Here is a 25496-nt window from a genome sequence, read left to right on the forward strand (position 1 = left end):
ATAAATGAATCCTTTAAGAGAACACGACTGGCTTATTTGACAGCGCCCTCAAAAGCATTAGGTGTTGTGTCCTTTAAATATTCCAAAGCCTTTTTTGCAGAAGCAACTAGAGCAGAAAATGCTGCTGCTTCGTGAACTGCTATATCTGAAAGAACCTTACGATCAATTTCTATACCCGCTTTCGATAAACCATCAATAAAGCGCCCATAAGTTAAGCCTTCTGCGCGAACAGCTGCATTAATTCTCTGAATCCACAAAGCACGGAAAGTCCGTTTTCTATTTTTGCGATCACGATACGCGTACTGCTTGGAACGATCAACTGCTGCCTTAGCCGCACGAATGGTATTTTTACGACGACCGTAAAAACCTTCAGCCTGTTTAAGAACTTTTTTGTGTTTCGCGTGCGCTGTCACACCTCTTTTTACACGTGCCATGTAATACTCTCCTAAAAATCAAAAGCGTAAGGTTTATAAACTATTCGGCAAATAACACTGAACAACTTTTTTAGCATCTTGTTCGCATAAAACCATCGTTCCACGCGCATCACGAATAAACTTATTCGAACGTTTAATCATGCCGTGGCGCTTACCCGCTGCTGCTACTTTAACTTTACCTGACGCAGTGATTTTAAACCGCTTCTTAGCGGATGATTTGGTCTTCATCTTGGGCATTTTGCTACTCCATACATTTTATTCATTATACATTCTATCCATTTTAGTGGATCTATTCACTCAGAATTTATTTACTCAAGCGGACCAACGCTTGAACAAGCATTTAAACAGCCACGGCATGCCCTGCCGGGCGGCTCCAACAGCGTTTTCATAAGCTAGTATACACAAAATAGCAAGAGCATATCAAAAAAAAATGGGAGCACCATTTCCTTGAACTTCAACCAAAGGTGCTGGAATTGCGTTTGTTTTGATTGCTGCTTTACACAGATCAGCAATAATGCATTGTGTACATTGTACTTTACGCGCTTGACAAATATAACGCCCATGTAAAATAAGCCAATGATGCGCATGATGCAGATAACGTATAGGGATAATCTTTAATAATTTTTCTTCAACAATCTCTGGTGTTTTGCCAGGTGCTAAACCAAGACGGTTTCCAAGACGCAGAATATGCGTATCTACCGCTAATGTTGGATGACCAAAAGCAACATTCAAAACAACATTCGCCGTTTTTCGCCCCACTCCAGGGAGGGACATAAGATCTTCACGTTTTTCAGGCACTTTACCGCCATATTGGTCAATTAAAAAATTGCAAAGTGCATAAACATTACGCGCTTTTGCGCGCCAAAGACCAATTGTACGAATATGGCATGCAATTTCTTCTTCTCCTAATGCAACCATTTTTTCCGGCTGATCAGCAAGGCGAAATAATTCTTTAGTTGCTTTATTAACACTCGTATCTGTCGCTTGAGCCGAAAGAATAACCGCAACCAAAAGAGTAAAAACATTGGTATAGATAAGATCACTCTTAGGAACTGGGCGTTGAACAGAAAAACGGCGAAAGATTTCTTCAATTTCGTCTTCGCTATATAATATTTCAGAAGATTTTTGCATCTTTGACAATTTACTTGTTCTCTGAGCCATTGCACTCTCCCATCTTCTCTCTTGAATTTATCACCTACGCTCGCCATATGAGAGGGATGCAGCAAACACTTTTTATAAAGTTTAGTCAAGTAAAGCCGCTTTGAAGAGGACATTCACAATGACACATGTGACGCCTTTCTCCAATCCCTTTCTTTTAGGATTTGAAACGATAGAAAAAACCTTGCAACGTATTGGTAAAACTGATGAAGCTTATCCGGCCTATAATATTGAGCGTTTACACAAAAATGATGACGCAAATCACATACGCATCACTTTGGCTGTTGCTGGATTTAAAGTCGACAATCTTAATATTTTACTTGATGACAATCAATTAATCATTCATGGTAAGCAAACAGACAATCAAAACCATCAATATTTATATCATGGTATAGCGGCACGTCAATTCCAACGTACTTTTGTACTTGCAGAGGGAATGCACGTTGCAAATGCCGAGTTGAAAAATGGTCTCTTATCAATTAATCTACATCAACCAAAAGCAAAAAAACAAACAAAACAGATTCCAATCAAAGTCAGTAGTATAGTAATGAGTCGTAAAAACTAAGGTATAAAGGAATAATAAAATGGGAGAACACAAACAAAACTTGTCGTTGCAAAGTACCGCCCATTTTGATGTGGGGCAGATTGCTTATTTAAAAAAGGTTTGCACAGATGATCTGGCTAAAAATTTTCCAGATCTTCCACCCATGACACCCGGCATTACAATATGGGCGCTCTTTGGTGAAACAGGTTATCCAATCATTTTGTCTGATGAGCGCTCTATCGCTCTTGCAGGCGCCAATGAACATGAACTCCAAATTGTAACTCTACACTAATCTATTTTACGAAAAATAATTAAAGTATCTTTACAGACTGTCTTATTCCTCCTTTGTAAGGTAGGGTGGGCAGTCTTTTTATGAAAATCATTTCAGTTTTAAAATAGCTTACTCTTTTCAATCAGAAAATATGGGCGTTCTTGACTTTATACTATTCCAAGACCATCATTTTTAAAGAAATGGTCACTGTTTCTTTATTCTTCACAAAAGTACAATTCTGAAGATCTTTATTAATCGATACCCTTTGAGATATTCAATTCTCTGGCTTTTATAGTAAAGTTTTTACTTCTTGATTCCGCATCTTCTTTTTAACAAAGATCTTAAAGATCTTTATAAAATATCCTATACATGATGTTCTCAAATGCATTACAAAAAATTTCTTGGGATTTTTTGTCGGCTCGATACCTTAAATATAGCTCTTCCCAAAATCATACCCTCTGAGTAAGAAATTCTGTATTCCTATCCATTTTAAAACCAATTCAGTCTTTTGAGTTAGAATACCTCTTTCTTAACGCCATCCACATGTTTTCAATTGCTGTTCATACTTTCTGGACAAGTTTTCCATACGCTGTGCTGCCTGTGCAAGTGCTGTAGAGACATAACCTCCACTGCGTGCATAAGCCCCATGCCCCATATGGTAATTTAAGTAAAGGCTATAGGCGTCATTAACTCTTACACCATTGCGTTGAACAGTCCGGCGATGATACCAAGCAACAAAATCAGCAGCATCTGCAAAATTTGTACGCCGCGCATAAGGTCTTCCTGCGGAACGGAGATACATTGCCCATGTACTATCAAGTGCTTGAGAATAGCCATACGCCGTCGATCGGCGCTTCCATGGAATAAAACCAAGAAGTTTTGTGCGCCCAGGACGTGCATTGTGACGAAAATTCGATTCCATATTAATAGTTGCAAGAATAATAGACATAGGAATTCCGTAACGCATTTCAGCACGTTTAGAAGCCCTTCCCCAATTATCAAAAAAACCATCTTTCTGCGCTAAAATAGCACAAGCATTGTTGGTATATCTCGGAGGTGTTGTTGCACATCCCTCCAGCAAAAACACCAATGCTCCTAAAAACAAAAGGTGTCGCATATCTTTATTCCTCTCACTAGGAAATGTAACGAGATATGGATACTAAAAAATTATTACTAATCAATAAAGAACTCTCGTTGTGCTGGAAAGATTCACTTCACTCCTCATCAACCAAAGGCAATGTTTTGGGCTGAACAGGAGCGGCCATTTGCGTTGGCAAAGAGTCCTTTTCTTTTAATTCAAAAGTTTCAATACGATTAGCCCGTTTCATAATTTTGGAGGATGATATTAAAATCGCGTCTATATCTTCACCCACTTTGTAAAAATGTTTCTGTAAGGTGCGGACACGTGTATCCATTCGTCCAAAATCTTCCATTAATTTTGCTACTTCTGATTGAATCAAATGGGCTTGTTCACGCATTCGCGCATCTTTCATAATAGTTTGTACAACCTGAATAGATAGCATCAACAAAGACGGTGAGACAATAATCACATGCGATCGATTGGCTTTTTGTACCAATGGTTCAAAATCTTCATAGATTGTTGCAAAAATCGATTCTGATGGCACAAAGAGAAAGGCGGTATCATGTGTTTCTCCAGGAATTAAATATTTCTGCGCAATATGGCGAATATGAACTTCCATGTCGGTGCGAAATTGGCGTTCTGCTTCCTGACCCTCTTGCGGCGTTGCTGCTTTACGCATGGCATTCCAAGCTTCCAGAGGAAACTTAGCATCAATAACAAGAGAAGGGGCCTTATTCGGCATGTGAATGAGACAATCTGGTCGTTTTCCATTTGAAAGAACTGCCTGAAAAACATAAGTATTAGCCGGCAAAGCATCGGCAATAATTGCTTCCATCCTCCCCTGACCAAAAGTACCACGCGTCTGCTTATTGCTTAAAATAGCCTGCAACTGAACAACTTGTCCCGTAAGCGATTGAATATTATTTTGTGCCGCATCAATGACCGCTAAACGCTCTTGTAAACGATTCAAATTTTCATAAGTAGATTTGGTTTGCACCTGAAGTGTTTGTCCCAAATTGGTTGTCATTCCATTGAGTTGCTCACTTATAGACTTATTTAATTCAGCTTGCCTTTGACCAAAAATTTCTGCCATAGTTTGTATTCGGCCTTGCATTTCAGCTTGTGTTTTCAACAATGTCTCCATCTGTATTTGCGCTTCACGAGTGCGTTCAGCAATTTCACTTTCCAAAAGTCCCTTTTTTCGATGAGAATGCATCAACATAAAAAAGGTTAAGCAAACCATTATAAATAAAAACAAAATCACCAATTGAACTAAAGATCCATCAATAAGTAGCAAAGAAGAAAACGAATCAAACATGAGAAGTAATATAACGCTCTTATCGTCAAAAAGCGCGCAAGAATCTGTTATTTAATCAGTGTAAGAATCTGTTATTTAAATATTGACCCATAACACACCATTATTTAATCTACGCTTATGCCACTTAAATCTTTAGTTACCTTACCTGATCCGATTTTACGGGAAATATCCAAACCTGTTGAGCATATTGATTCAGCTCTCCAGCAGCTTGCTGATGACATGCTGGAGACTATGTATCATGCTAAAGGTGTTGGTCTTGCTGCTATTCAGATCGGCATACCACTACGTATGTTGGTCATTGATGTCTCTGGAAACGATGACGCGAAAAATCCACTTGTTATTATAAATCCTGAAATTTTATGGCTTTCAGAAGAACGGAGTATTTACAAAGAAGGCTGCCTTTCCATTCCTGAATATTATGCAGAAGTTGAACGTCCAAAACGCCTTTGTGTTCGCTATCAAGATCATGAAGGAAAACAAACAGAAATTGAAGCAGACAATCTCTTAGCTACTTGTTTACAACACGAAATTGACCATTTAAATGGCTGTCTTTTTATTGACCATATTTCGAAACTCAAACGTGATATGGTGATACGAAAATTTAAAAAACGCGCAAAAGAAAAAAAGACAGAGGAAGCACTTTTGTAATGGCATTACGATTAAGTTTTATGGGAACGCCTGATTTTTCTGTTCCCATTTTACATGCTTTGTTGGATGCTGGTCATGAGATTGTAGCTGTTTACAGTCAACCCCCTCGTCCAGCGGGACGTCGTGGTCTTAAGCTCATCCCCTCACCTGTGCAAAATGCAGCACAAGAAAAATCCATTCCTGTATTCACACCTCAAACACTTAAAACAGCTGAACAGCAAGCCCAATTTGCGGCACTTTGTGTTGATGCTGCTGTTGTTGTTGCCTATGGACTTCTCTTACCGAAAGCCATTCTTGAAATACCCCGTTTTGGTTGTTTTAATGCCCATGCTTCACTTTTACCACGTTGGCGCGGCGCTGCACCTATTCAACGTGCAATTATGGCTGGTGATAAAGAAACGGGAATGATGATTATGAAAATGGATGAAGGACTGGATACGGGGCCTATCGCGCTTTCCCATTCTATCCCGATCACCGATAACATGACAACCTTTGAACTTTCAAATAAACTCTCACAGATAGGGGCAAAACTTATGATAGAAGCTCTATCGGCTCTTGAAAAAGGACAGCTTAAACTGACCCCACAATCAGGAAAAGATATAACCTATGCCTCCAAAATCAAAAAGGAAGAGACCCGCATTGATTGGACAAAGCCTGCCGAACTTATTCATAGGCATATCCGCGCACTTTCCCCCTCTCCTGGTTGCTGGTGTAACATGCATATTGGTGATAGAGAAGAACGTGTGAAAATTCTTGGAAGTCGTTTAACGACAGGCCCTTCTCTTGAAATTGGTCGGAGAGAACCAAATTCTTTGATTATCCATTGCGGACAAGGACGTCTTGAAATAACATCTCTGCAAAGATCTGGTAGTAAAACCCTTGATAGCGCAACATTCTTGCGAGGCGCTCATATTTCTGCTGTTTTTTAATATGCCCCGTTTTAAACTCACTCTTGAATATGATGGCTCAAACTATGCTGGTTGGCAGCGCCAAGCAGAGTTGCACACCGTACAAGGGACTCTCGAACAAGCCATTTTTTGCTTCTGTGGACAACAATTGACCATCACGACAGCGGGTCGAACTGATGCAGGTGTACACGCTACGGGACAAGTTGCGCATGTTGATTTTGAAAAAAACTGGGGCTCCCATACTGTTCGCGATGCACTCAATGCGCATTTACAAAAACAGGGGGAGAGTACTTCGATTTTGGAAGTAGAAAACGTTCCGGATAGCTTTGATGCACGATTTTCCGCAATCAAACGCCATTACCTTTTTAAAATTCTCAATCGTCGCTCTCCCCCCGCTCTAAATGCTAAACGTGTATGGTGGTTGCCAAAACCCCTTAATGCTGAAGCCATGCATGAAGCTGCCCAAAAACTTGTAGGGCAACACGATTTTACCACTTTTCGCTCTGCACATTGCCAAGCCAAAAGCCCTATTCGCACTTTAGAGCGTCTTGATGTTCAAAGAGAAGGAGAAGAGATCTTTCTCTATGCACAAGCCCGCTCTTTTCTTCATCATCAAATTCGTTCCTTTGCAGGAAGCCTCATGGAAGTAGGTGTCGGACGCTGGACAGCAAACGATCTTGAAGCAGCTCTTCACGCTAAAGATCGCACACGTTGTGGTGTTGTCGCACCGCCTTCAGGACTTTATTTGACTAAAGTGGAATATTAGCTTTCCTGCAAAGTGGCTTCTTCAACAACGATTTAAGAAAGCTTATAAAAGACACGGATTTCTTCAAAAGCTTCTGCTGCTGTATTGACAAATGTGATCAGTGTAAGATCTGAAGGAGAGATCGTCCCTTGCGCTGATAAATAACCAAAATTAATCGCGTTATCCCAAAATTCTTTTCCAAATAACAAAATCGGAACCCGTTTCATCCGTCCCGTTTGTATTAAAGTTAACGTCTCAAACAACTCATCCAGAGTACCAAATCCTCCAGGGAAAACAGCTAATGCTTTTGCGCGCATTAAAAAATGCATTTTACGTATCCCTAAATAATGAAAATTAAAACATAAATGCGGAGATACATAAGAATTAGGCGATTGTTCATGGGGTAAAACAACATTCAAACCAATCGTTGGTGCACCCACATCAGAAGCACCACGATTTCCTGCTTCCATGACTCCTGGTCCTCCCCCTGTGACAACCACAAATTCACGATACTCAGTTGTAGCAGAATAGCATGAGCACAAACGTGCAAACTCCCTAGCCTCATTGTAATAATGCGAAAGAGCATGCAAATTTTTCTTTTGTGTTTCATTTTTTGCCGCCCACGCTTCTTGTCCAGGTCGAGGAATACGCGCACCACCAAATAAAACAACAGTTGATTGAATATCATATTCTTGAAGCGTTATTTCTGGTTTTAAAAATTCAAGACAAAGACGTTGTGAACGTAGTTCAGAACGCATCATAAACTCTTGATCAATATAAGCCAAACGATAAGTAGGCGAACGCATTTGTGCTGAATCAGAGACCTCACATCCCTGTTGTAAAGCATCCTTCACATGGAGAAGTGGTGCCCAATTTTTTTGTTCTTCTTCTCTTTTTTCTTTATAGCCTTTTTTCATATACCTACCCTATTTCTTTATTATTTTATTTGACTGAAAACATTTCTTCGCGTAGGTCATAAAGAGTAAATCTTGAAGCTTTCAACTTATTTAACGGAACTCTAGTCATGACTCATCTCGCACAACTTGAAATGGTTATTGAAAAAGCATTTGACGACCGTAATTCTATCGATACCACCACAAAGGGTGAAATTCGCGAGAGTGTTGAGGATGCATTAAACCTTCTTGATAAAGGTGAGATCCGTGTTGCAGAACGTCAAAAAAATGGACAATGGCATGTTCATCAATGGTTGAAAAAAGCCGTCCTTCTCTCTTTTCGGCTTAATCCTATGCAAATTATTTCTGGTGGAACAAATGGAACATCTTGGTGGGATAAAGTCCCTTCGAAATTTTCTGGTTGGCAAGAAGCGGACTTTAAAAAAGCTGATTTTCGTTCCGTCCCTGGAGCAATTGTACGCCATTCTGCCTACATTTCTCCCAATGTCATCTTGATGCCCTCCTTTGTAAATCTTGGTGCCTTTATCGGTGAGAGAACAATGGTTGATACATGGACTACCGTTGGCTCTTGCGCACAAATTGGTAAACATGTTCATCTTTCTGGTGGCGTTGGAATTGGAGGTGTTTTAGAACCACTACAAGCAAATCCAACGATTATTGAAGATCATTGTTTTATCGGCGCACGATCTGAAATCGTTGAAGGCTGTATTATCCGTGAAGGCGCTGTTTTAGGAATGGGAGTCTTTATTGGAAAATCTACAAAGATCATTGATCGTACAACAGGTGAAATTTTTATAGGCGAAGTCCCTGCCTACTCTGTCGTTGTTCCAGGTTCTCTTCCCAGCAAACCATTACCAAACGGTGAAGCAGGTCCAAATCTTTATTGCGCTGTTATAGTCAAACGCGTTGATCAAAAAACACGAGAAAAAACATCCATTAATGATCTTTTGCGTGATTAAAAATTACGCCTCAAAATTCTTTGTTCTTTAAAAAGCGTAATCAATAAGGGAGAAAGCTCACTTATTGATTATTTATTCATTTTAAGCGCTTGAATAAAAGCTGATTGCGGAATTTCTACTTTTCCGAATTGGCGCATCCGCTTTTTGCCTTCTTTTTGCTTTTCCAAAAGTTTGCGCTTACGCGTCACATCACCCCCGTAACATTTAGCCGTTACATCTTTACGCAACGCACGAATTGTCTCGCGTGCAATGATTTTACCGCCAATTGCTGCTTGAACCGGAATCTGAAACATATGCTGAGGAATAAGATCTTTTAGTTTTTCACACATTGAACGTCCGCGTTTTTCTGCAATCGTGCGGTGCACAAGCATCGACAATGCATCAATAGACTCTCCATTTACCAAAATAGACATTTTAACCAAATCGCCCTCTGCATAATCTGTCATTTGATAATCGAAGGAAGCATATCCCTTCGAGATTGACTTTAAACGATCATAAAAATCAAAAACAACTTCATTCAGCGGCAAATCGTATGTAACCATAGCGCGCGTTCCTACATAGGACAAACTCACTTGGACCCCCCGTCGTTCTTGGCAAAGCTCTAAAATTGCACCAAGATAGTTATCAGGAGTCATGATTGTTGCCCGAATCCATGGTTCTTCAATGGAAGAAATTTTAACAACATCAGACATATCGGCTGGATTATGCAATTCTTTGACAGAACCATCATTCATATTCATGCGATATACAACCGAAGGCGCTGTCGCAATGAGATCTAAATTAAATTCACGTTCTAATCGCTCTTGAATAATTTCGAGATGAAGAAGCCCTAAAAATCCACAACGAAAGCCAAACCCTAAAGCTGCCGATGTTTCTATTTCAAAGGAAAAACTCGCATCATTTAAACGCAACTTTCCCATGGCTGCACGCAAATCTTCAAAATCAGCAGCATCAATGGGAAAAAGTCCACAAAAGACAACCGGTTGTGCAGGTTTAAAACCAGACAGTGCCTCTTCACAAGGGCGCCGTTCTTCCGTAATGGTATCACCAACCCGCGTATCAGCAACTTCTTTAATAGAGGCTGTTATAAAACCAATTTCCCCTGGTCCTAATTCATCAACATGAACCATTTTGGGAGTAAAGACTCCAACCCGTTCAACGGGATATTTTGCTCCTGTTCCCATCATGCGAATGGTTTGTCCCTTTTTTAACACACCATCAATCACACGCACCAAAACAATGACACCAAGGTAACTATCGTACCAACTATCAACCAACATTGCTTTTAAAGGCTTGTTAACATCACCAGTACGTGGAGATGGCAACTGTGTAACAATCGCTTCCAAAACATCAGGAACACCTATACCTGTTTTTGCTGATATTTCGACGGCTTCAGAGGTATCAATGCCAATCACATCTTCAACTTGCTCTTTAACACGTTCAGGTTCTGCTGCTGGAAGGTCAACCTTATTGAGTACAACAACCAATTCATGAGAATTATCAATCGCTTGATAAACATTCGCCAATGTTTGTGCTTCTACACCTTGGCTCGCATCTACAACCAAAAGTGAACCTTCACAAGCTGCCAATGAACGCGATACTTCATAAGCAAAATCAACGTGACCAGGTGTATCAATAAGATTTAAAATATAGGTCTCACCATCCTTTGCTTTATAGTGTAAACGCACTGTTTGTGCTTTAATAGTAATTCCACGTTCACGTTCAATATCCATGGAATCGAGCACTTGCTCTTTCATTTCTCGTGTCTCAAGCCCACCTGTCATTTGAATCAGACGATCAGCTAAAGTCGACTTTCCATGGTCAATATGCGCCACAATGGAAAAATTACGGATAAACTTACGATCTATTGTCATACGAGGCGATTTAGCAAAGAATGATACAAAACGCAAAGTCCAATTATGTTTCTTTGAAAAGCTTTCGAAAAATACGAAGGAAAAGAGCCTCTAGGAACACAATTTCTCATAATCTAAAAATGAAACCTTTGTAAAATGAATACCAATGATTCATAAAAACGCAATACTCTCAACTTTCTTATATCCATTAAACCTTCTCTCTCTTATGCGTAGATAATACTCGAAATGCATATAGAGCTTAGACTTATGATAAAATATGCAAAAATTATTGCTATTTGTACATAATAACCCACTTTTTTCATTTTACACAAAATAAAAAAGCTTCATATCTGAGCAGTTCATCTTCTTATCTGTTAAAACTTCAAAAATACGCTCTCTTGCATAAGCTCGCTTTAAACAAGCATATTTCCTAAAAGATTTCTTCTTCTTTTATCTAAAAGTGAAAAGCATAAAGAATCTGCTTAGTTTTGTTGAAAAAACAACAAAAATAAAATCTCTTTAAGTAAAAAGATCATGAAACAAACGCATGACAAGAGAGAGGCAAAGTTAATCAATTTTTCTCAATCACTTTATCTTTTTACGCCATTGTGAAGGTTGTAATTCAGCCACGACGATCCCAATCAGGATAAGCGCTCCCCCCAATAAAGCTAAAGGGGACAAACGTTCACCAGCTAAACGCCCAACAATACCAGCCCATATAGGTTCACCTGCGTAAATAAGTGTTGCACGCGTAGGCGAAATAGACTTTTGTGCCCAATTCATTGCTAATTGAATGATGGCACTCATCAATGCCAATCCTATACCGATACTTACCCATATCCATGAAAATTCAGGAATGCTTTCACCCATAAAAGGCATAGAGAAAAATGAAAAAAGACCACCAATAAATAACTGTATAATCGTTACACGTCGACTATCAACTTTGTTGGCAAACATTCCAATAAGTATAACTTCTCCAGCAATTGCCAAAGCACCTAACAAAGTCAGAATTTCACCTTTTGAAAAATCAAAACTTCCCGGTTTTTGTCCAGAAATAAGTATAAGCCCAATAAAAGCAAAAACAATACCGATCCAACACGCTAAACGGGGAGGTTTTTTAAAAACAATCCATTGTAATATTGGAACTATCGGAACATAAAGTGCCGTGATAAAAGCCGATTGACTGCTAATAATTGTTTGAAGCCCCATAGCTTGCAAAGCGTAACCAAAAAACATCCCTAAACCAATAGCCATACCAGCAAAAATTTCATAAGCTGTTACGCCTTTCATAGAGCGCCAAAAAATCGTCCCACATAGCAGTGATGCAACGATAAAGCGGAATCCAACAAAAAAGAGAGGACCGCTATAGCGTACCGCTATGTGAATCACTAAAAAAGTAATGCCCCACAATACTGTCGCAGCAAATAACGCCAATTCTTGTTTACTTAATAACGGACGATTCAATTCTTTTATATCAACCATGAAAGGCTTCTTTCTCCAATTTTCTGGACACTTTATGAAACAATAAGCGTTCCAACACCTTTTTCAGTAAACAGTTCTAGCAAGACAGAATGGGGAGTTTTACCATTTAAAATCACAACACCCTCTACACCATTTTGAAGAGCCTTTATACAGGTTTCTACTTTTGGAATCATACCTCCTGAAATTGTTCCATCTCTGATAAACCTTTCAGCTTCAGAAATTGTTAATTCTTTTAAAAGTTTACCCTGTTTATCTAAAACACCAGGAACATCGGTGAGAAATAAAAGACGTTTTGCCTCTAATGCACCGGCAATGGCTCCAGCAAAAATATCAGCATTAATATTATAGGTTTTGCCATCACGACCTGGAGCTACAGGAGCAAGAACTGGAATCATTTCAGAGCATGCCAAAAGATCCAACAATGTGCGATCAACTTCAACAGGTTCGCCAACAAATCCTAAATCTAAAACACGTTCAATATGCGAATCGGGGTCAATGACAGTTTTATATACCTTTTCGGCAAAAACCATATTGCCATCCTTGCCGCACAACCCTATTGCCCATTCACCTTCAGCATTGATAAGAGCAACAATTTCTTTGTTTATGGAACCTGCCAAAACCATTTCAACCACTTCAACGATTCGCTCATCAGTCACGCGTAAACCGTTTTCAAATCGTGATTCAATCCCCATTTTCATTAAAATTTCAGCAATTTGAGGTCCACCACCATGAACAACAACAGGATTAATTCCTGATTGCTTCAATAGAGCAATATCACGTGCAAATGCCTGCCCTAAAGCAGCATCCCCCATAGCATGACCGCCATATTTTACAACCACTGTTTCATTTTCATATTTCTGCATATAGGGTAAAGCAGACGATAAAAATGCTGCTTGTTTTTCAAAAACATCTGCAGCACTGTTTTCAACATCATCCATAAAAAGAGCCTCCTCATCACTTTTTACCTTCTCTTAATGGCATTTAGAAAAAGTGAAAACGAATTTAAAACAAGTTTTACTCTGTCCATCCCTCCTGAAAATTGTCCATCTCTCTTTGAATTATGATAAATCTAAGACAGTTTCTCTAAAAAATGGCATAAAAAATTGAACAAAACAGGTGTACAAAATGTCATTGTTCTACAATTTATTTATAAAAATTTGGAAAAACTTTTAAGCCACACTGTATACTTAACGCAATGATTTCATCCTATACTGAGATCTTTAACAATCAACATATACAATTATACGATTTATAAAGATAATTAATCATTTTGCAGTTTAAATAAATGCCCTGAATACCGCAATCTTCTCTCCATTTCTCATTCTCTTATGATCTGCGTCAAATAAGAGAAATTGCTATATTAATAGCTCGCAAATCAATATAAGTGCGGATTGTTGATAACACCAAATTTAGAAAAACCTTTAGCATCAACTTCTATTGTACATTGCCATATAAACTCCCTTAAAGAGCCCCATAAAGAGCAACAAAAGCATTACGAAAAAACCAAAATATCCCTTCACAAAATGAAGGTAATTTTTTTAAGCAAAGATAAAATTGAATCTCCCTCTTCTCTCTATGAAAAATTATTTTTTTTATTTCTACAGGAATATATATCATCCATTCATGAATGCGTATTCATGAATTTTGTCCCGAAATATTTTCAAAAAATTCCTTCATACGTGAAAAAAAACCATGCGATTGTGGTGAATTCTCATGATTTGAAAGCTTCTCAAATTTTTGCAACAATTCGCGTTGCTCCTGCGTTAATTTCTGAGGTGTTTCAATCGTGATATGAATATAAAGATCGCCTCTTACTTGCTGACGACGCAACATTGGCATTCCTTTACCTTTAAGACGGAATTGACGTCCATTTTGTGTACCTTCTGGAACCTTAACACGTGCTTTAACACCATCAAGGTCGGAAACTTCAAATTCACCTCCTAAAGCAGCTGTTACCATCGAAATAGGTACACGACAATGAAGATCAGCTCCTTCTCGCTGAAAAAACTCATGCGGTTTAATAGAAAGAAAAATATAAAGATCACCGCTAGGACCACCACGAATTCCTGCATCTCCCTCACCAGAAAGACGAATACGCGTACCATCTTCAATACCAGCTGGAACATTCACGCTCAATGAACGTTTTTTCTCCACCCGTCTCGTCCCCTGACATTTTGGACATGGATCCGTAATAGTTTCACCCCGTCCATGACATGCAGGACATGTTCGTTCAATAGAAAAAAAACCTTGTGCAGCACGCACACGACCAGCTCCATGACACGTTCCACAAACTTGTGGCTTAGAGTCTTTTTTCGCGCCTGATCCTTCACAAACATCACACGTAACGGAACTCGGAATATTAATTTGCGCGGTTTTTCCTGAAAATGCCTCTTCCAAGGTCACTTCCATATTATAACTCAGATCAGCACCACGCTCGCGCCCATCATTGCGTTTACGGTGCATCCCTCCCATAATTTCACCAAAAAAATCTTCAAAAATATCAGCAAATCCACCACCCGCAGCAAAACCACCAAAGGGATTTGCTCCCTCGTGCCCATTATTTTCAAAAGCCGCATGACCAAAGCGATCATAAGCTGCACGCTTTTGAGGATCTTTGAGAACTTCATAAGCTTCGCCAATTTCTTTAAATTTCCGCTCTGCTTCTTTATCCCCTGCGTTGCGATCAGGATGATATTGCATTGCTAACTTACGAAAAGCAGATTTCAACTTTTTATCATCACATTCACGAGTCACGCCAAGAATTTCATAATAATCTACTTTCATCATGTATTCCTGATAATTTTTTTGTCATCCATCTTTACGGATAAGATTTGTCTTTAATTTATATTTTTAGCAAAAAAGTTGCAACTTATCCCAAATAATAAAGCCCAGCCTTCTCTTTCGAAGACCGGGTTTATTAAGTAATCAATGCATTTGCTTACACTATTTCTTCTTATCATTAATTTCTTCAAAATCAGCATCAACAACATCATCATCCTTTGTATCTGTTTCAGTGTTGTCTGTTGCTGTTTGTGAAGCTTCATACATAGCCTGTCCAAGCTTCATACTGACTTCTGCTAACTTCTGCATTTTTGTTGTTACTTCTTCAGTGTCCGTGCCATCAAGTGCAGATTTCAAATCAGATATCGCAGTTTCAATTTGTTCTTTATCTGCAGATGACACCTTATCACCATATTCAGTCAATGACTTCTCAGTTGAATGTATAAGGGCTTCCGCTTGATTTCTAGCTTCAACACCTTCACGGCGTTTTTTGTCTTCAGCCGCATGTTCTTCTGCATCCTTTACCATCTTTTCAATGTCAGCGTCACTTAAACCACCTGATGCTTGAATACGAATTTGATGTTCTTTACCTGTTCCTTTATCTTTAGCAGATACATTGACAATACCATTCGCATCAATATCAAAAGTAACCTCAATCTGAGGCATACCACGCGGTGCTGGTGGAATACCAACAAGATCAAATTGAGCCAATAACTTGTTATCACTAGCCATTTCGCGTTCACCTTGGAAAACACGAATAGTCACGGCACTCTGATTATCATCAGCTGTTGAAAAAACTTGCGATTTTTTCGTTGGAATAGTGGTATTGCGTTCAATCAGACGTGTGAAAACTCCACCCAACGTTTCAATCCCCAAAGACAAAGGTGTCACATCCAAGAGCAACACATCTTTCACATCGCCCTGCAAGACCCCTCCTTGAATAGCTGCACCCATTGCTACAACTTCATCGGGATTAACACCTTTGTGTGGATCCTTGCCAAAAAAGTTTTGCACAACTTCTTGGATCTTGGGCATACGTGTCATACCGCCCACTAAAACAACTTCGTCAATCTCACCAGCTTTTAGCCCTGCATCTTTTAATGCTGCTTTACAAGGCTCTATAGTACGTTGAACCAAATCATCAACGAGAGACTCAAATTTTGCCCGCGTTAACTTCATTGTCAAATGCTTGGGACCAGATTGATCTGCTGTAATAAATGGCAAATTGATTTCTGTTTGTTGCGAAGAAGAAAGTTCAATCTTTGCTTTTTCTGCTGCTTCTTTTAAGCGCTGCAATGCCAATTTATCATTTTTTAGATCAATCCCTTGTTCTTTCTTGAATTCATCAGCAAAGTAACCAACCAAGCGCATGTCAAAATCTTCACCACCTAAAAAAGTATCTCCATTGGTTGACTTAACTTCAAAAACACCATCTCCAATTTCAAGCACAGAAATATCAAATGTACCACCACCAAGGTCGTAAACAGCAATGGTTTTTCCGTCTTTTTTATCCAAACCATATGCTAAAGCAGCAGCTGTTGGCTCATTGATAATCCGCAAAACCTCAAGTCCAGCAATTTTACCTGCATCTTTGGTCGCTTGACGTTGTGCATCATTGAAATAGGCAGGAACAGTAATAACCGCTTGTTCAACTTTTTCACCAAGATAAGACTCCGCAGTTTCTTTCATCTTTTGCAAAATCATAGCTGAAATTTGTGACGGAGAATATTTCTTACCTGCTTCTTCTACCCATGCGTCACCATTATCGCCTTTAACAATCTTATAAGGCACAAGCGCTTTATCTTTTTCAACCATGGGATCATCAAAACGGCGACCAATCAAGCGCTTAACTGCAAAAACCGTCCCTTCAGGGTTCGTAACCGCTTGCCGTTTAGCAGGTTGTCCAACAAGCCGTTCTCCTCCATCAGTAAAAGCAACAACCGAAGGTGTTGTTCGTGCCCCTTCTGAATTTTCTATAACCTTTGCATTTTTGCCATCCATAACAGCGACACAAGAGTTAGTTGTCCCCAAATCAATACCTATTACTTTTGCCATATTATAATCTCCATTCAGCAAGCTACCTCAACCTTCATCAAGCATCTTTTTAAGACAGCTCCTCATAACACTTAAAAGCCTGCACCTTACTTCAAAGTTACACAAACAATAAATTGCAAGTCCCAACAAGCCTTTTCTGCTCCGTATATAAGAACAGGCTCTTATTGCTACAAGAGAAGAATAAGAGAAACATCCACAAAATAAAATTTTCTTTGCAAATAAGCATTCTGCTTATACATAAACGCTCTCTTTTAATGAAGCGAACATCATAACATCTCTTTAATTTATGATGCTCATAAAGATACCAACCTATAACAATCAAAAAATCAAAGATGAAGAATGGTTAACTTTTGTTGATCTCTCATAACCGCAGGAAATACTCACAGATTTTTTTAATTATTGCTAAGACACAAATGATTTATGACATAAATACCATAAACCTTCGTTAGTCAAACCGTTCATAATCCCCATATACTCATGTAATTAAGAGATGAGATGTTCCTTACACCCCTATCTATAGCGCCAAAGCTCAACTTGTTCAATAAAAGGAGAAGGGCTGTGAAAATATTGTCTATCAATTTACTCTCAAAAGCTCTGCCTCTGTCCATTAATTGTTCACTTTTCTTTGAATATCATGCTTTGAATATACCCAATATAACCTTCTTTTTACCTAAATATTCATTCGCAAACATACGAGGTAGCCCCTTAGCCTTTTGGCTTTAAGGACACTGTTATTGCAAACCTTATTGCCTTCTTTTAAAAAAAGACGTCCCCCTCTCACAGGTAAATTCGTATAACTTTGGCAATTCTTTCTTTTATTTTGAACAAAAATTCTGCTAAAAATAGAGTGAAGTGAATCTCACGAAGGAGGGTAAATCAATGATAATATTTATTGTTGAAAGAATAAAGAATTTCATGTCCAGAAATCTAGCTCTCGCACAATATTCACTCAAAAAGGTTATCAAAAATATCGTGTGGCCTCTTCTCTTTACTTTCATGGCCATGCCCGCAACTGCTCAGCGATATAAAATTGGCGACATAGAAATTCTTCATCCTTGGACACGTGCAACACCCAGAGGTGTAAAAGTAAGCAGCGGTTATCTCTACATCATTAATCACAGCAATACCCCAGATCGTTTGATTTCTGTTTCAACAAACGGAGTACAAACAACAGAAATCCACTCTATGGTAGTCGTTAACGATATTATGAACATGGAAAAAATGCACAATGGCATTGAAATTCCAGGCAATGGTGAAATCTCCCTTAAACCGGGTGGTAATCATATTATGTTCATGGGACTTTTACAACCATTCAAGGTAGGTGAAAAAATTGGCGCAAAATTAACTTTTGAGAAAGCGGGAACAATTAGCATTGATTTCTCTGTAAATGCACTAGGAGATAAATCACCTCCTAAATCAGATTCTACGCACTAAGCTCTTTCATCACTCTTTAATGTACCGTTCAATATAATAAGGAGTGCAAAAATTTTCTTCGTACTCCTTATCATTTGTTTAGCAATATAAAATAACTAAAAACTTAATTATCTCTCTGAATTAAACACGATCAACTTCAGGAATACGCAAAACTTGCCCAGGATAACTTTTATCAGGAGAGTTTAGCATTGGTTTATTGGCCTCAAAAATCAATGTGTTTTTATCACCTTGCCCTTTTCCATAAACTTCTTTAGCAATTTTCCAAAGGTTATCACCAGATTCAACCTCATAAAAGCTAGAAACTTTTGTGGAAACACTCTCTGCAATCTTCAATTGGTTAATATCAACAGAAGAGATGCCCTGAGAATTTCCCACAACCAAAAGTACTTTTTTAAGAGTTTCTCTATCTGAAACCTCCCCATTTAAAATAGCTTTACCATTTTCAACTCGAATATTCACTTTTTCTGCTCTGAGTCGAAAATCATCAAATGCAGCCTTAAAATCTTTCTCTTCTGGCTCACGATCACCAATACCAAGTTTTTCTCCAACCGTCTTAATAAAATGAAACAATCCCATTTTATCCTTCTTTCGTGTAGTGCAAGCAATTTTTTGTGCATATGTCACCACACTTCATTTATCTTTGCTCGTAAATAAAACAGATAGGCATGTTTTATAAACTTCAACAATCAAAACAAATTTGTATAATTATGGGACAGAGAAAACAACAAACTTTGATAAAATTGGATAAAGACAACAATAAATTTTGATAAAAAATGCCTCAATAAAAATTTTCTCTCAAGGAAAGGGATCTTAACGCACACAAAAGCATTATAAAATTGCAAAGATAAAACAAGCTTTTACCGTAAAAATAAAAGGATTTTTGCTCTGCTGTAATTTGTACCATATTTGTTTTGCAAAAAAAATGTGAACTCCCATATAAATAGCGTGGGTTGTTTGCTATTATAGCAATAGAAAGGTCTAAGAAGCCATGAAAGATACACCAACAGTCACGCAAACGATTGTACTTGTTGATGATGACCGCAATATTTTGACATCTTTATCTTTTGCGCTTGAGACAGAAGGCTATCGGGTTGAAAGCTATACAGATGGAGCATCTGCACTTAAAGGTCTCACACTCCATCCTCCACATTTAGCTATTTTTGATATTAAAATGCCTCGAATGGATGGAATGGAACTTTTGCGTCGTTTGCGTCAAAAATCTGATATTCCTGTTATTTGTCTTACCTCTAAAGATGATGAAATTGATGAACTCTTTGGTCTCAAAATGGGAGCTGATGATTTTATTACCAAACCTTTCTCTCAACGTCTTCTCATTGAGCGCGTGAAAGCGATTTTACGTCGTTCCAATGCACGTAATCAACCGCTTACAACAGGTACCTCTCCTACCTCTTCTCTCAAACGCGGAGACCTTGTGATGGATCAAGAACGACACACCTGTACATGGAAAGATAAACCTGTTATTCTGACCGTTACGGAATTTTTGATTCTACAAACTTTAGCACAAAGACCAGGAGTTGTGAAAAGCCGTGATGCTTTGATGGGTGCCGCCTATAGTGATCAAGTCTATGTAGATGACCGTACCATTGATAGTCACATTAAACGTCTGCGTAAAAAGTTTAAACAAGTGGATGATGATTTTGCAATGATTGAAACACTTTATGGTGTAGGCTATCGTTTCCACGAAGTATGAAACTGTTTTGTTGCAAAAACGTGAACGACAACCAAATCGATGACAAAAAATACTCAACTGGAAACTCTACAAAAAACGATATCAAGTAGTACCCCTTTAGCACCATTTTCTATGTTTGCACATTTGCATTTTCGAATACAACGTCTCCTCAGACAATTGCTGTTTTCTAGTCTTACACGTCGTATTGTTATCTTAAATATTGCTGCTCTTGCCGTTCTGGTGACAGGCATTTTATACTTTAATCAATTTCGCGATGGTTTGATTGAAGCGACAATGAAAAGTCTATGCATCCAAGGAAAAATTATTGCTGGAGCCATTGCTGCTTCGGCAACGGTAGATCCAAATTCTATTCTCATTGATCCTCAAAAACTTCTAGAATTACACGCTGGAGAAAGCATTACACCCGCGCCTCAATCAATTGACTCGTGGGACTTTCCTATTAATCCGGAGCAAGTTGCTCCTCTTTTACGACGCCTTATTAAACCTAAAACAACAAGGGCACGTATCTATGATCGTGATGCTACTTTACTTCTTGATTCGCGCGTTCTTTATTCTAGTGGTGAAGTTTTTAGCTATGATTTACCCCCACTTAAAACGAAAAAAAATATGTGGGAACGCCTCACTTCGTGGCTATCAAACAAATTTTATGGCAATGGTATTGCTCTTGACAGAGAGCAAATGAAAAACCGTGGTATTGCCTATCCAGAAGTATACCGAGCATTAAATGGATCTGTTGCAACTGCCAAACGACGTAATAGACAAGGTCAATTAATCGTTTCGGTTGCCGTTCCTGTTCAACGTTATCGTGCAGTTGTGGGGGCGCTTCTTCTTTCAACGACCGGTTCAGATATTGATAACATTGTAAAGGGCGAAAGATTAGTGATTTTTAAAGTCTTTGCCGTTGTAAGCAGCGTGCTTTTGGTACTTTCTCTCTTTTTAGCTCATACAATTGCCCATCCACTCAGCAAATTATCTGCTTCTGCCAACCGTGTGCGCAATGGCAATAATAAGCGCGTAGAAATTCCTGATTTTTCAATGCGTGAAGATGAAATTGGTCACCTTTCGACCTCTATTCGTGATATGACAAATGCTCTTTACATGCGTATTGAAGCTATTGAACGTTTTGCTGCTGACGTAAGCCATGAATTAAAAAATCCACTTAGCTCACTACGAAGTGCTGTTGAAACACTGCCACTGGCTAAAAATGAAGAAGCACAGGAAAAATTGTTAGAAATTATTCAACATGATGTGCGTCGGCTTGATCGCTTGATTACTGATATTTCTGATGCCTCGCGGCTAGATGCAGAGCTTGCTCGTGAAACCGCACAGATTGTTGATATGACATCACTTTTAGAAAGTCTTGTTCATGCTGTCCAAGAAGTATACCGAAATACACAAACCCTTGATGTAAGCCTTAATATTGTCCCACGTCCTCATGGAAAAGCCTATCTTGTTTTAGGTCACGAACTCCGCTTGGGACAAGTCATTTCCAATCTCATTGAAAACGCACGTTCCTTTATTCCCCATGATAGCGGTAAAATTTGTATAACAATGAAAAGTCAGGCTTCAACCCTCATTTTAACCATTGAAGATAATGGCCCTGGTATTCGTTCAGAGAATATTGAACGCATTTTTGAACGTTTCTATACCGATCGACCAAATGAAGATGCTTTTGGTCAAAATTCAGGACTTGGTCTTTCTATTAGTCGGCAAATCATAGAAGCTCATAATGGGACAATTACAGCTGAAAATATTGTTGACCATGAATTTGAAAAGAGTAAAACTGGTGCACGCTTTATCATTATGCTTCCCTTCGCTAAATAAATCTTTTATCCAAAGCAAAAGGCATGAAAACAAAAAATGAACTACTGCACGCCAATTGCCTTCAACTGGGAGGAAAGGGACTGTTAATTATAGGCCCTTCGGGATCAGGAAAATCAACCCTTACTCTTTCTTTGCTCGACCGTGCCGAATGGTCAAAACGTGATGCAAAACTTATCAGTGATGATTATACAATTCTCCGTGCAGAAAACGGAAAACTTTATGGATATACTCCAGAAGGTTTGCAAGGTGGTATTGAGATTCGCGGTGTTGGTCTTTATACAATAGAGTTTGAAAAACAAACGGTTATCGATTGTGTTATTCGTCTTAGTCCTGAATATGAACGCTTTTCCACAAATCAAACTTTTCAATTTGCAGATCTCCATATTCCTCTTTTAAAACTCCCTAGCCTTCATGAAGCCGATTGTACAGCCATTTGCCAAGCTATTGAAGCATTCTTTTTTAGAAAAATATGGTGTAAATCTGTCTAATTTTTTTCTAAAAATAAAAAATATTATTTTTGCCTTTTTTTTGCAAATTTTTCTTGGCAGCAGGATAAAGCCTTGTAAAATACCTTTTCCAACAATATGGTTGGGCTTTTAGTTAACGGGAGTTTGTATAAATGATTGGACTCGTGCTTGTAACGCACGGTGAGCTGGCTGTTGAATTTCTACATGCCGTGGAACATGTTGTTGGAACGCAAGAGAAATTCGCAACAATATGCGTTTATCCTGATGATGACATAGATCAGCGCCGAGGTGATATTATAGCCGCAGTTTCCTCTACAAATGCAAACCATGGTGTTATTATATTAACAGATGTGTTCGGTGGAACACCTTCAAATATGGCTATTTCTGCTGTTGAAAAAGGACGCGTTGAGATGATTACGGGTGTTAATTTGCCTATGCTCATTAAACTCATTTCTATTCGGAAATGTCCTGATATTTCATTATCAGAAGCTTTAAAAATAGCGCAAGAAGCAGGGCGTAAATATATTAATGTACCAGTATGATTTTATAGCGGATAATTAACACTGATGCTTTCTAAAAACCCTCTCCCATCTAAACTAAGTCGTCATTTTAATATTTGTAATAAACGTGGGTTGCATGCACGTGCTTCTGCCAAATTTGTCCAAACTGTTGACAATTTCAATGCCACTGTTGAAGTCGAAAAAGATGGAAAAATTGTTGGTGGTTCATCGATTATGGGACTTATGATGTTAGCAGCTTCATCCGGTTGCAACCTTACCATTCGTGTTTCAGGACCAGAAGCAACTGATGCTCTTGATGCTCTTGAAAAACTCATCAATAATAAATTTGGTGAAGAGAATTAGAGTTTCTCACCCAAAAGACGTATGATCATCCTTGTAATGAGGAAAAACGGCTTACCGTTTTATCAGAGTGGACTTTCCTGTTTTCCTTTTTAAAACACCAAAGTTCATATCTGTTACGGCTATAATTGTCATAGACGTCAACACTTGTAGCAATCCTGTTGAGCACAATACTTGCATTTGCTTTTTGTCTCAGCACTCTTTGAATCATTTGAGTGTTGGTTGCATATTATGGATGTACCACTTAACATGTATCGTTAAATATTTACAGAAAGAAAAAATTTTTACCTTTTACTGAATGTTAGTTTTTAAGTTACCTTAGAGAAATATGAAAATGAGCTTGAGAAATCTATCAATTTTCCACTCTTAGGCTTTATTTTTAGTGTTTATAATGAAAATACAAATTACCCTTTACTGCACATATTTTTTTGATGAAACTCACAAAAATACGGCTTTTGTTGGTTTATAACCATTTTCTTAAGATAAATAAGCGTTATGAATTTAAATGTTGTAAACATTTTTTAGCCATTTTTTTTCTACACCATTGTCTTATCCTCAAGGGTGCATGCTTGCCTCTTGTTAGCTGCCATTGTACTTACGGTGGCGTTTTTTGACTGTAAGGAGATACCCATGCAACGCCTGTTTAGTGCTCTCCAGATTCCTCAACAAACAACAGAAGCACTCATATCACTGCAAAATGGCTTGCCAAACGCGCAGTGGATTAATTCGCAAAATTTTCATATCACTTTGTCTTTTTTTGGCGAAGTTGAGAGCTCCGTAGCAGATGCACTTATTCGTGCCTTTGATACAATAAAGCTCCCTCCTTTTGTACTACAACCAAGGGGATTTGACGTTTTTGGTTCAGAAAATGCTCCACATTCTCTTGTTGTTCGTATTGCGCCTTGTGAGACTCTCAGCCTTTTACATGAAAAAATGCAATGCATTCGCAGCAATTTGAATTTAACACCTGATGAAAAACAATTTATCCCACATATTACTCTTGCGCGATTGCTCGATATTAAACCTGAAGATCTTCCTTCTTATTTGTCTTCTCGAAGTGATTTCTCGTTTCCACCTTTTGAGGTTAATCACTTTGTTTTATTATTATCGCCGTCTCCTTTAAGCGATGCCCCATATATTGTGGAAAAAAGTTGGTCACTTAGAGGATAAAAGGGTGTTTTAACACCCTTTAGAGCTCTCTTTGATAAAATATTTCTGAATATGATGAACTACACATAAGAGCACATTCTTGCGCAGAAGGTGTTACTGCTGATGTGTTTTAAGCTGAATCAGATTCCACAGAGGCTTCTTTTGCTCCTCCTTTGGCTACACCCACTATAGCGGGACGTAGAACACGCTCACCAATAATATAACCGGCCTGAACAACTTGCTGAACAGTGTTTTCTGGAACATCAGAGTTAGGAATTTCAAACATCGCTTGGTGAAAGTGAGGATCAAATTTTTGTCCCTCTGGATGAATTTTCTGCACACCATAACGTTCTAACGCTGCCATCATTGCCCGCTCAGTCATTTCTACACCCTCCGCTAATGTCTTCAAACCCGCATCATTCTCCTTTGCTCCTTCTGGAATAGCCTCCAAAGCCCGATTGAGGTTATCAGAAACAGATAACATATCACGTGCAAAATTCGCAATTGAATAAGCCTTCGCATCCGCTATATCCCGTGCGGTACGGCGTCGAAGGTTTTCCATATCTGCAGCAAGACGTAAAATCTGATCTTTCAGCTCTTTATTTTCGCCCTGTAAAGCAGCTAATGGATCGGCAAACTCATTTTCTCCCTCTTCAACCTCCGCACGCGCCTCTGCTTTACGTGTTTTTAAAAACGCATCCGCTGCTTTTTTAAGTGCATCGCGATCAGCTGGATTTTTCAAATCGCAATTTTCAGATGAAGCGTCAGTAAATTTGTTTTTTTCATCAGACATAAAAATTCCATTCCTTCATAAGATTTCTTATCCTCGATATCGAAATTTTACAGACAAAAATCAAGGGGTATTTATGCATCTTCAATATAATAAGCATTTATAATACA

The 25496-nt window shown here is 38.6% G+C and carries 26 protein-coding genes; 13 read left to right on the forward strand and 13 right to left on the reverse strand.

Annotated features, from left to right (window positions below):
- Positions 1-32: 32 nt before the first annotated feature.
- From rplT to nth, 3 genes are all read right to left on the reverse strand, one after another.
- A complete protein-coding gene (rplT, locus tag J7R10_RS00320) occupies positions 33-434 on the reverse strand; it encodes a 50S ribosomal protein L20 (protein ID WP_004862306.1) in 402 nt (133 codons plus the stop codon).
- 33 nt (positions 435-467) lie between these two features.
- Positions 468-671, reverse strand: a complete 204-nt coding sequence (gene rpmI, locus J7R10_RS00325; RefSeq protein ID WP_004862308.1) for a 50S ribosomal protein L35 — start codon at positions 669-671, stop codon at positions 468-470.
- A gap of 183 nt (positions 672-854) precedes the next feature.
- Positions 855-1595 (reverse strand): endonuclease III, encoded by a 741-nt coding sequence (gene nth, locus J7R10_RS00330; RefSeq protein WP_010704574.1) that lies wholly within the window; start codon positions 1593-1595, stop codon positions 855-857.
- Between the two features lie 118 nt (positions 1596-1713).
- On the opposite strand from nth, the gene J7R10_RS00335 reads away from it, so the two are divergent.
- Both J7R10_RS00335 and J7R10_RS00340 read left to right on the forward strand, forming a co-directional pair.
- On the forward strand, positions 1714-2157 hold the full coding sequence (locus J7R10_RS00335; RefSeq protein ID WP_010704573.1) for an Hsp20 family protein: 444 nt from the start codon (positions 1714-1716) through the stop codon (positions 2155-2157).
- A gap of 19 nt (positions 2158-2176) precedes the next feature.
- Positions 2177-2428 (forward strand): BQ00720 family protein, encoded by a 252-nt coding sequence (locus tag J7R10_RS00340; protein ID WP_010704572.1) that lies wholly within the window; start codon positions 2177-2179, stop codon positions 2426-2428.
- Positions 2429-2936: 508 nt separating this feature from the next.
- On the opposite strand, the gene J7R10_RS00345 is transcribed toward J7R10_RS00340, so the two are convergent.
- Together J7R10_RS00345 and J7R10_RS00350 are read right to left on the reverse strand one after the other, a co-directional pair.
- On the reverse strand, positions 2937-3524 hold the full coding sequence (locus tag J7R10_RS00345) for a transglycosylase SLT domain-containing protein (protein ID WP_010704571.1): 588 nt from the start codon (positions 3522-3524) through the stop codon (positions 2937-2939).
- Between the two features lie 97 nt (positions 3525-3621).
- Positions 3622-4806, reverse strand: coding sequence for a DNA recombination protein RmuC (locus J7R10_RS00350; RefSeq protein WP_010704570.1), 1185 nt, complete (start codon positions 4804-4806; stop codon positions 3622-3624).
- Between the two features lie 117 nt (positions 4807-4923).
- Between J7R10_RS00350 and def the strand changes: the two genes are divergently transcribed.
- The 3 genes from def to truA are packed head-to-tail and all read left to right on the forward strand — an operon-like array spanning position 4924 to position 7128.
- Positions 4924-5454 carry a peptide deformylase gene (def, locus tag J7R10_RS00355; RefSeq protein ID WP_010704569.1) on the forward strand — a complete coding sequence of 177 codons (531 nt, stop codon included), beginning with the start codon at positions 4924-4926 and terminating at the stop codon, positions 5452-5454.
- Complete coding sequence (gene fmt / locus J7R10_RS00360) at positions 5454-6383, forward strand: methionyl-tRNA formyltransferase (protein WP_010704568.1); 930 nt, start codon at positions 5454-5456, stop codon at positions 6381-6383. Before def ends, fmt begins: the two co-directional genes overlap by 1 nt.
- A 1-nt stretch (position 6384) precedes the next feature.
- Positions 6385-7128, forward strand: a complete 744-nt coding sequence (truA, locus tag J7R10_RS00365; RefSeq protein ID WP_010704567.1) for a tRNA pseudouridine(38-40) synthase TruA — start codon at positions 6385-6387, stop codon at positions 7126-7128.
- 32 nt (positions 7129-7160) lie between these two features.
- On the opposite strand, the gene J7R10_RS00370 is transcribed toward truA, so the two are convergent.
- The gene (locus tag J7R10_RS00370) at positions 7161-8024 is read right to left on the reverse strand and encodes an LOG family protein (protein WP_010704566.1); all 864 of its coding nucleotides are present in this window, start codon (positions 8022-8024) and stop codon (positions 7161-7163) included.
- 107 nt (positions 8025-8131) lie between these two features.
- Here J7R10_RS00370 and dapD point away from each other — a divergent pair, with 107 nt between their 5' ends.
- Positions 8132-8980, forward strand: a complete 849-nt coding sequence (gene dapD / locus J7R10_RS00375) for a 2,3,4,5-tetrahydropyridine-2,6-dicarboxylate N-succinyltransferase (RefSeq protein WP_010704565.1) — start codon at positions 8132-8134, stop codon at positions 8978-8980.
- A gap of 68 nt (positions 8981-9048) precedes the next feature.
- Here the strand turns inward: dapD and lepA are convergent, their stop codons facing one another.
- The 5 genes from lepA to dnaK form a co-directional block, all read right to left on the reverse strand.
- Positions 9049-10854, reverse strand: coding sequence for a translation elongation factor 4 (lepA, locus tag J7R10_RS00380; RefSeq protein ID WP_010704564.1), 1806 nt, complete (start codon positions 10852-10854; stop codon positions 9049-9051).
- A gap of 564 nt (positions 10855-11418) precedes the next feature.
- Positions 11419-12315: a DMT family transporter gene (locus tag J7R10_RS00385; protein ID WP_010704563.1), complete on the reverse strand. Its 897-nt coding sequence runs from the start codon at positions 12313-12315 to the stop codon at positions 11419-11421.
- Positions 12316-12347: 32 nt separating this feature from the next.
- Positions 12348-13253 carry an acetylglutamate kinase gene (gene argB / locus J7R10_RS00390; protein WP_010704562.1) on the reverse strand — a complete coding sequence of 302 codons (906 nt, stop codon included), beginning with the start codon at positions 13251-13253 and terminating at the stop codon, positions 12348-12350.
- Between the two features lie 697 nt (positions 13254-13950).
- Positions 13951-15099 carry a molecular chaperone DnaJ gene (gene dnaJ, locus J7R10_RS00395; protein ID WP_010704561.1) on the reverse strand — a complete coding sequence of 383 codons (1149 nt, stop codon included), beginning with the start codon at positions 15097-15099 and terminating at the stop codon, positions 13951-13953.
- A 159-nt stretch (positions 15100-15258) separates the two neighbouring features.
- The gene (dnaK, locus tag J7R10_RS00400) at positions 15259-17151 is read right to left on the reverse strand and encodes a molecular chaperone DnaK (protein WP_010704560.1); all 1893 of its coding nucleotides are present in this window, start codon (positions 17149-17151) and stop codon (positions 15259-15261) included.
- Between the two features lie 879 nt (positions 17152-18030).
- Here dnaK and J7R10_RS00405 point away from each other — a divergent pair.
- Positions 18031-18585: a copper chaperone PCu(A)C gene (locus tag J7R10_RS00405; RefSeq protein WP_010704559.1), complete on the forward strand. Its 555-nt coding sequence runs from the start codon at positions 18031-18033 to the stop codon at positions 18583-18585.
- A 120-nt stretch (positions 18586-18705) separates the two neighbouring features.
- Here the strand turns inward: J7R10_RS00405 and lysM are convergent, their stop codons facing one another.
- A complete protein-coding gene (lysM, locus tag J7R10_RS00410) occupies positions 18706-19161 on the reverse strand; it encodes a peptidoglycan-binding protein LysM (protein WP_010704558.1) in 456 nt (151 codons plus the stop codon).
- Positions 19162-19573: 412 nt separating this feature from the next.
- Between lysM and J7R10_RS00415 the strand changes: the two genes are divergently transcribed.
- The 6 genes from J7R10_RS00415 to thpR all read left to right on the forward strand — a co-directional run bounded on the left by J7R10_RS00415 (position 19574) and on the right by thpR (position 24617).
- Positions 19574-20296 carry a response regulator transcription factor gene (locus J7R10_RS00415; protein ID WP_208436365.1) on the forward strand — a complete coding sequence of 241 codons (723 nt, stop codon included), beginning with the start codon at positions 19574-19576 and terminating at the stop codon, positions 20294-20296.
- 39 nt (positions 20297-20335) lie between these two features.
- Complete coding sequence (locus J7R10_RS00420; protein WP_010704556.1) at positions 20336-22120, forward strand: sensor histidine kinase; 1785 nt, start codon at positions 20336-20338, stop codon at positions 22118-22120.
- Between the two features lie 23 nt (positions 22121-22143).
- Complete coding sequence (locus J7R10_RS00425) at positions 22144-22608, forward strand: HPr kinase/phosphatase C-terminal domain-containing protein (RefSeq protein WP_010704555.1); 465 nt, start codon at positions 22144-22146, stop codon at positions 22606-22608.
- A 131-nt stretch (positions 22609-22739) separates the two neighbouring features.
- Positions 22740-23129 (forward strand): PTS sugar transporter subunit IIA, encoded by a 390-nt coding sequence (locus J7R10_RS00430; protein ID WP_010704554.1) that lies wholly within the window; start codon positions 22740-22742, stop codon positions 23127-23129.
- A 24-nt stretch (positions 23130-23153) separates the two neighbouring features.
- Positions 23154-23450, forward strand: a complete 297-nt coding sequence (locus tag J7R10_RS00435) for an HPr family phosphocarrier protein (protein ID WP_010704553.1) — start codon at positions 23154-23156, stop codon at positions 23448-23450.
- A 627-nt stretch (positions 23451-24077) separates the two neighbouring features.
- A complete protein-coding gene (thpR, locus tag J7R10_RS00440) occupies positions 24078-24617 on the forward strand; it encodes an RNA 2',3'-cyclic phosphodiesterase (RefSeq protein WP_010704552.1) in 540 nt (179 codons plus the stop codon).
- 109 nt (positions 24618-24726) lie between these two features.
- On the opposite strand, the gene grpE is transcribed toward thpR, so the two are convergent.
- Positions 24727-25389, reverse strand: coding sequence for a nucleotide exchange factor GrpE (grpE, locus tag J7R10_RS00445; RefSeq protein ID WP_010704551.1), 663 nt, complete (start codon positions 25387-25389; stop codon positions 24727-24729).
- Positions 25390-25496 lie beyond the last annotated feature (107 nt).

The organism is Bartonella vinsonii subsp. berkhoffii ATCC 51672, assembly GCF_902825225.1.
Classification (GTDB): Bacteria; Pseudomonadota; Alphaproteobacteria; order Rhizobiales; family Rhizobiaceae; genus Bartonella; species Bartonella berkhoffii.

Coding starts and splice junctions, on each gene's coding strand:
- J7R10_RS00420 (WP_010704556.1), top strand. CDS start 20,336: ATGACAAAAAATACTCAACTGGAAACTCTACAAAAAACGATATCAAGT.
- lepA (WP_010704564.1), bottom strand. CDS start 10,854: ATGACAATAGATCGTAAGTTTATCCGTAATTTTTCCATTGTGGCGCAT.
- J7R10_RS00415 (WP_208436365.1), top strand. CDS start 19,574: ATGAAAGATACACCAACAGTCACGCAAACGATTGTACTTGTTGATGAT.
- J7R10_RS00350 (WP_010704570.1), bottom strand. CDS start 4,806: ATGTTTGATTCGTTTTCTTCTTTGCTACTTATTGATGGATCTTTAGTT.
- J7R10_RS00335 (WP_010704573.1), top strand. CDS start 1,714: ATGACACATGTGACGCCTTTCTCCAATCCCTTTCTTTTAGGATTTGAA.
- argB (WP_010704562.1), bottom strand. CDS start 13,253: ATGGATGATGTTGAAAACAGTGCTGCAGATGTTTTTGAAAAACAAGCA.
- J7R10_RS00370 (WP_010704566.1), bottom strand. CDS start 8,024: ATGAAAAAAGGCTATAAAGAAAAAAGAGAAGAAGAACAAAAAAATTGG.
- J7R10_RS00385 (WP_010704563.1), bottom strand. CDS start 12,315: ATGGTTGATATAAAAGAATTGAATCGTCCGTTATTAAGTAAACAAGAA.
- J7R10_RS00430 (WP_010704554.1), top strand. CDS start 22,740: ATGATTGGACTCGTGCTTGTAACGCACGGTGAGCTGGCTGTTGAATTT.
- grpE (WP_010704551.1), bottom strand. CDS start 25,389: ATGTCTGATGAAAAAAACAAATTTACTGACGCTTCATCTGAAAATTGC.
- thpR (WP_010704552.1), top strand. CDS start 24,078: ATGCAACGCCTGTTTAGTGCTCTCCAGATTCCTCAACAAACAACAGAA.
- nth (WP_010704574.1), bottom strand. CDS start 1,595: ATGGCTCAGAGAACAAGTAAATTGTCAAAGATGCAAAAATCTTCTGAA.
- truA (WP_010704567.1), top strand. CDS start 6,385: ATGCCCCGTTTTAAACTCACTCTTGAATATGATGGCTCAAACTATGCT.
- dnaJ (WP_010704561.1), bottom strand. CDS start 15,099: ATGAAAGTAGATTATTATGAAATTCTTGGCGTGACTCGTGAATGTGAT.
- J7R10_RS00340 (WP_010704572.1), top strand. CDS start 2,177: ATGGGAGAACACAAACAAAACTTGTCGTTGCAAAGTACCGCCCATTTT.
- J7R10_RS00345 (WP_010704571.1), bottom strand. CDS start 3,524: ATGCGACACCTTTTGTTTTTAGGAGCATTGGTGTTTTTGCTGGAGGGA.
- def (WP_010704569.1), top strand. CDS start 4,924: ATGCCACTTAAATCTTTAGTTACCTTACCTGATCCGATTTTACGGGAA.
- lysM (WP_010704558.1), bottom strand. CDS start 19,161: ATGGGATTGTTTCATTTTATTAAGACGGTTGGAGAAAAACTTGGTATT.
- rpmI (WP_004862308.1), bottom strand. CDS start 671: ATGCCCAAGATGAAGACCAAATCATCCGCTAAGAAGCGGTTTAAAATC.
- J7R10_RS00405 (WP_010704559.1), top strand. CDS start 18,031: ATGATAATATTTATTGTTGAAAGAATAAAGAATTTCATGTCCAGAAAT.
- J7R10_RS00435 (WP_010704553.1), top strand. CDS start 23,154: ATGCTTTCTAAAAACCCTCTCCCATCTAAACTAAGTCGTCATTTTAAT.
- fmt (WP_010704568.1), top strand. CDS start 5,454: ATGGCATTACGATTAAGTTTTATGGGAACGCCTGATTTTTCTGTTCCC.
- dapD (WP_010704565.1), top strand. CDS start 8,132: ATGACTCATCTCGCACAACTTGAAATGGTTATTGAAAAAGCATTTGAC.
- rplT (WP_004862306.1), bottom strand. CDS start 434: ATGGCACGTGTAAAAAGAGGTGTGACAGCGCACGCGAAACACAAAAAA.
- J7R10_RS00425 (WP_010704555.1), top strand. CDS start 22,144: ATGAAAACAAAAAATGAACTACTGCACGCCAATTGCCTTCAACTGGGA.
- dnaK (WP_010704560.1), bottom strand. CDS start 17,151: ATGGCAAAAGTAATAGGTATTGATTTGGGGACAACTAACTCTTGTGTC.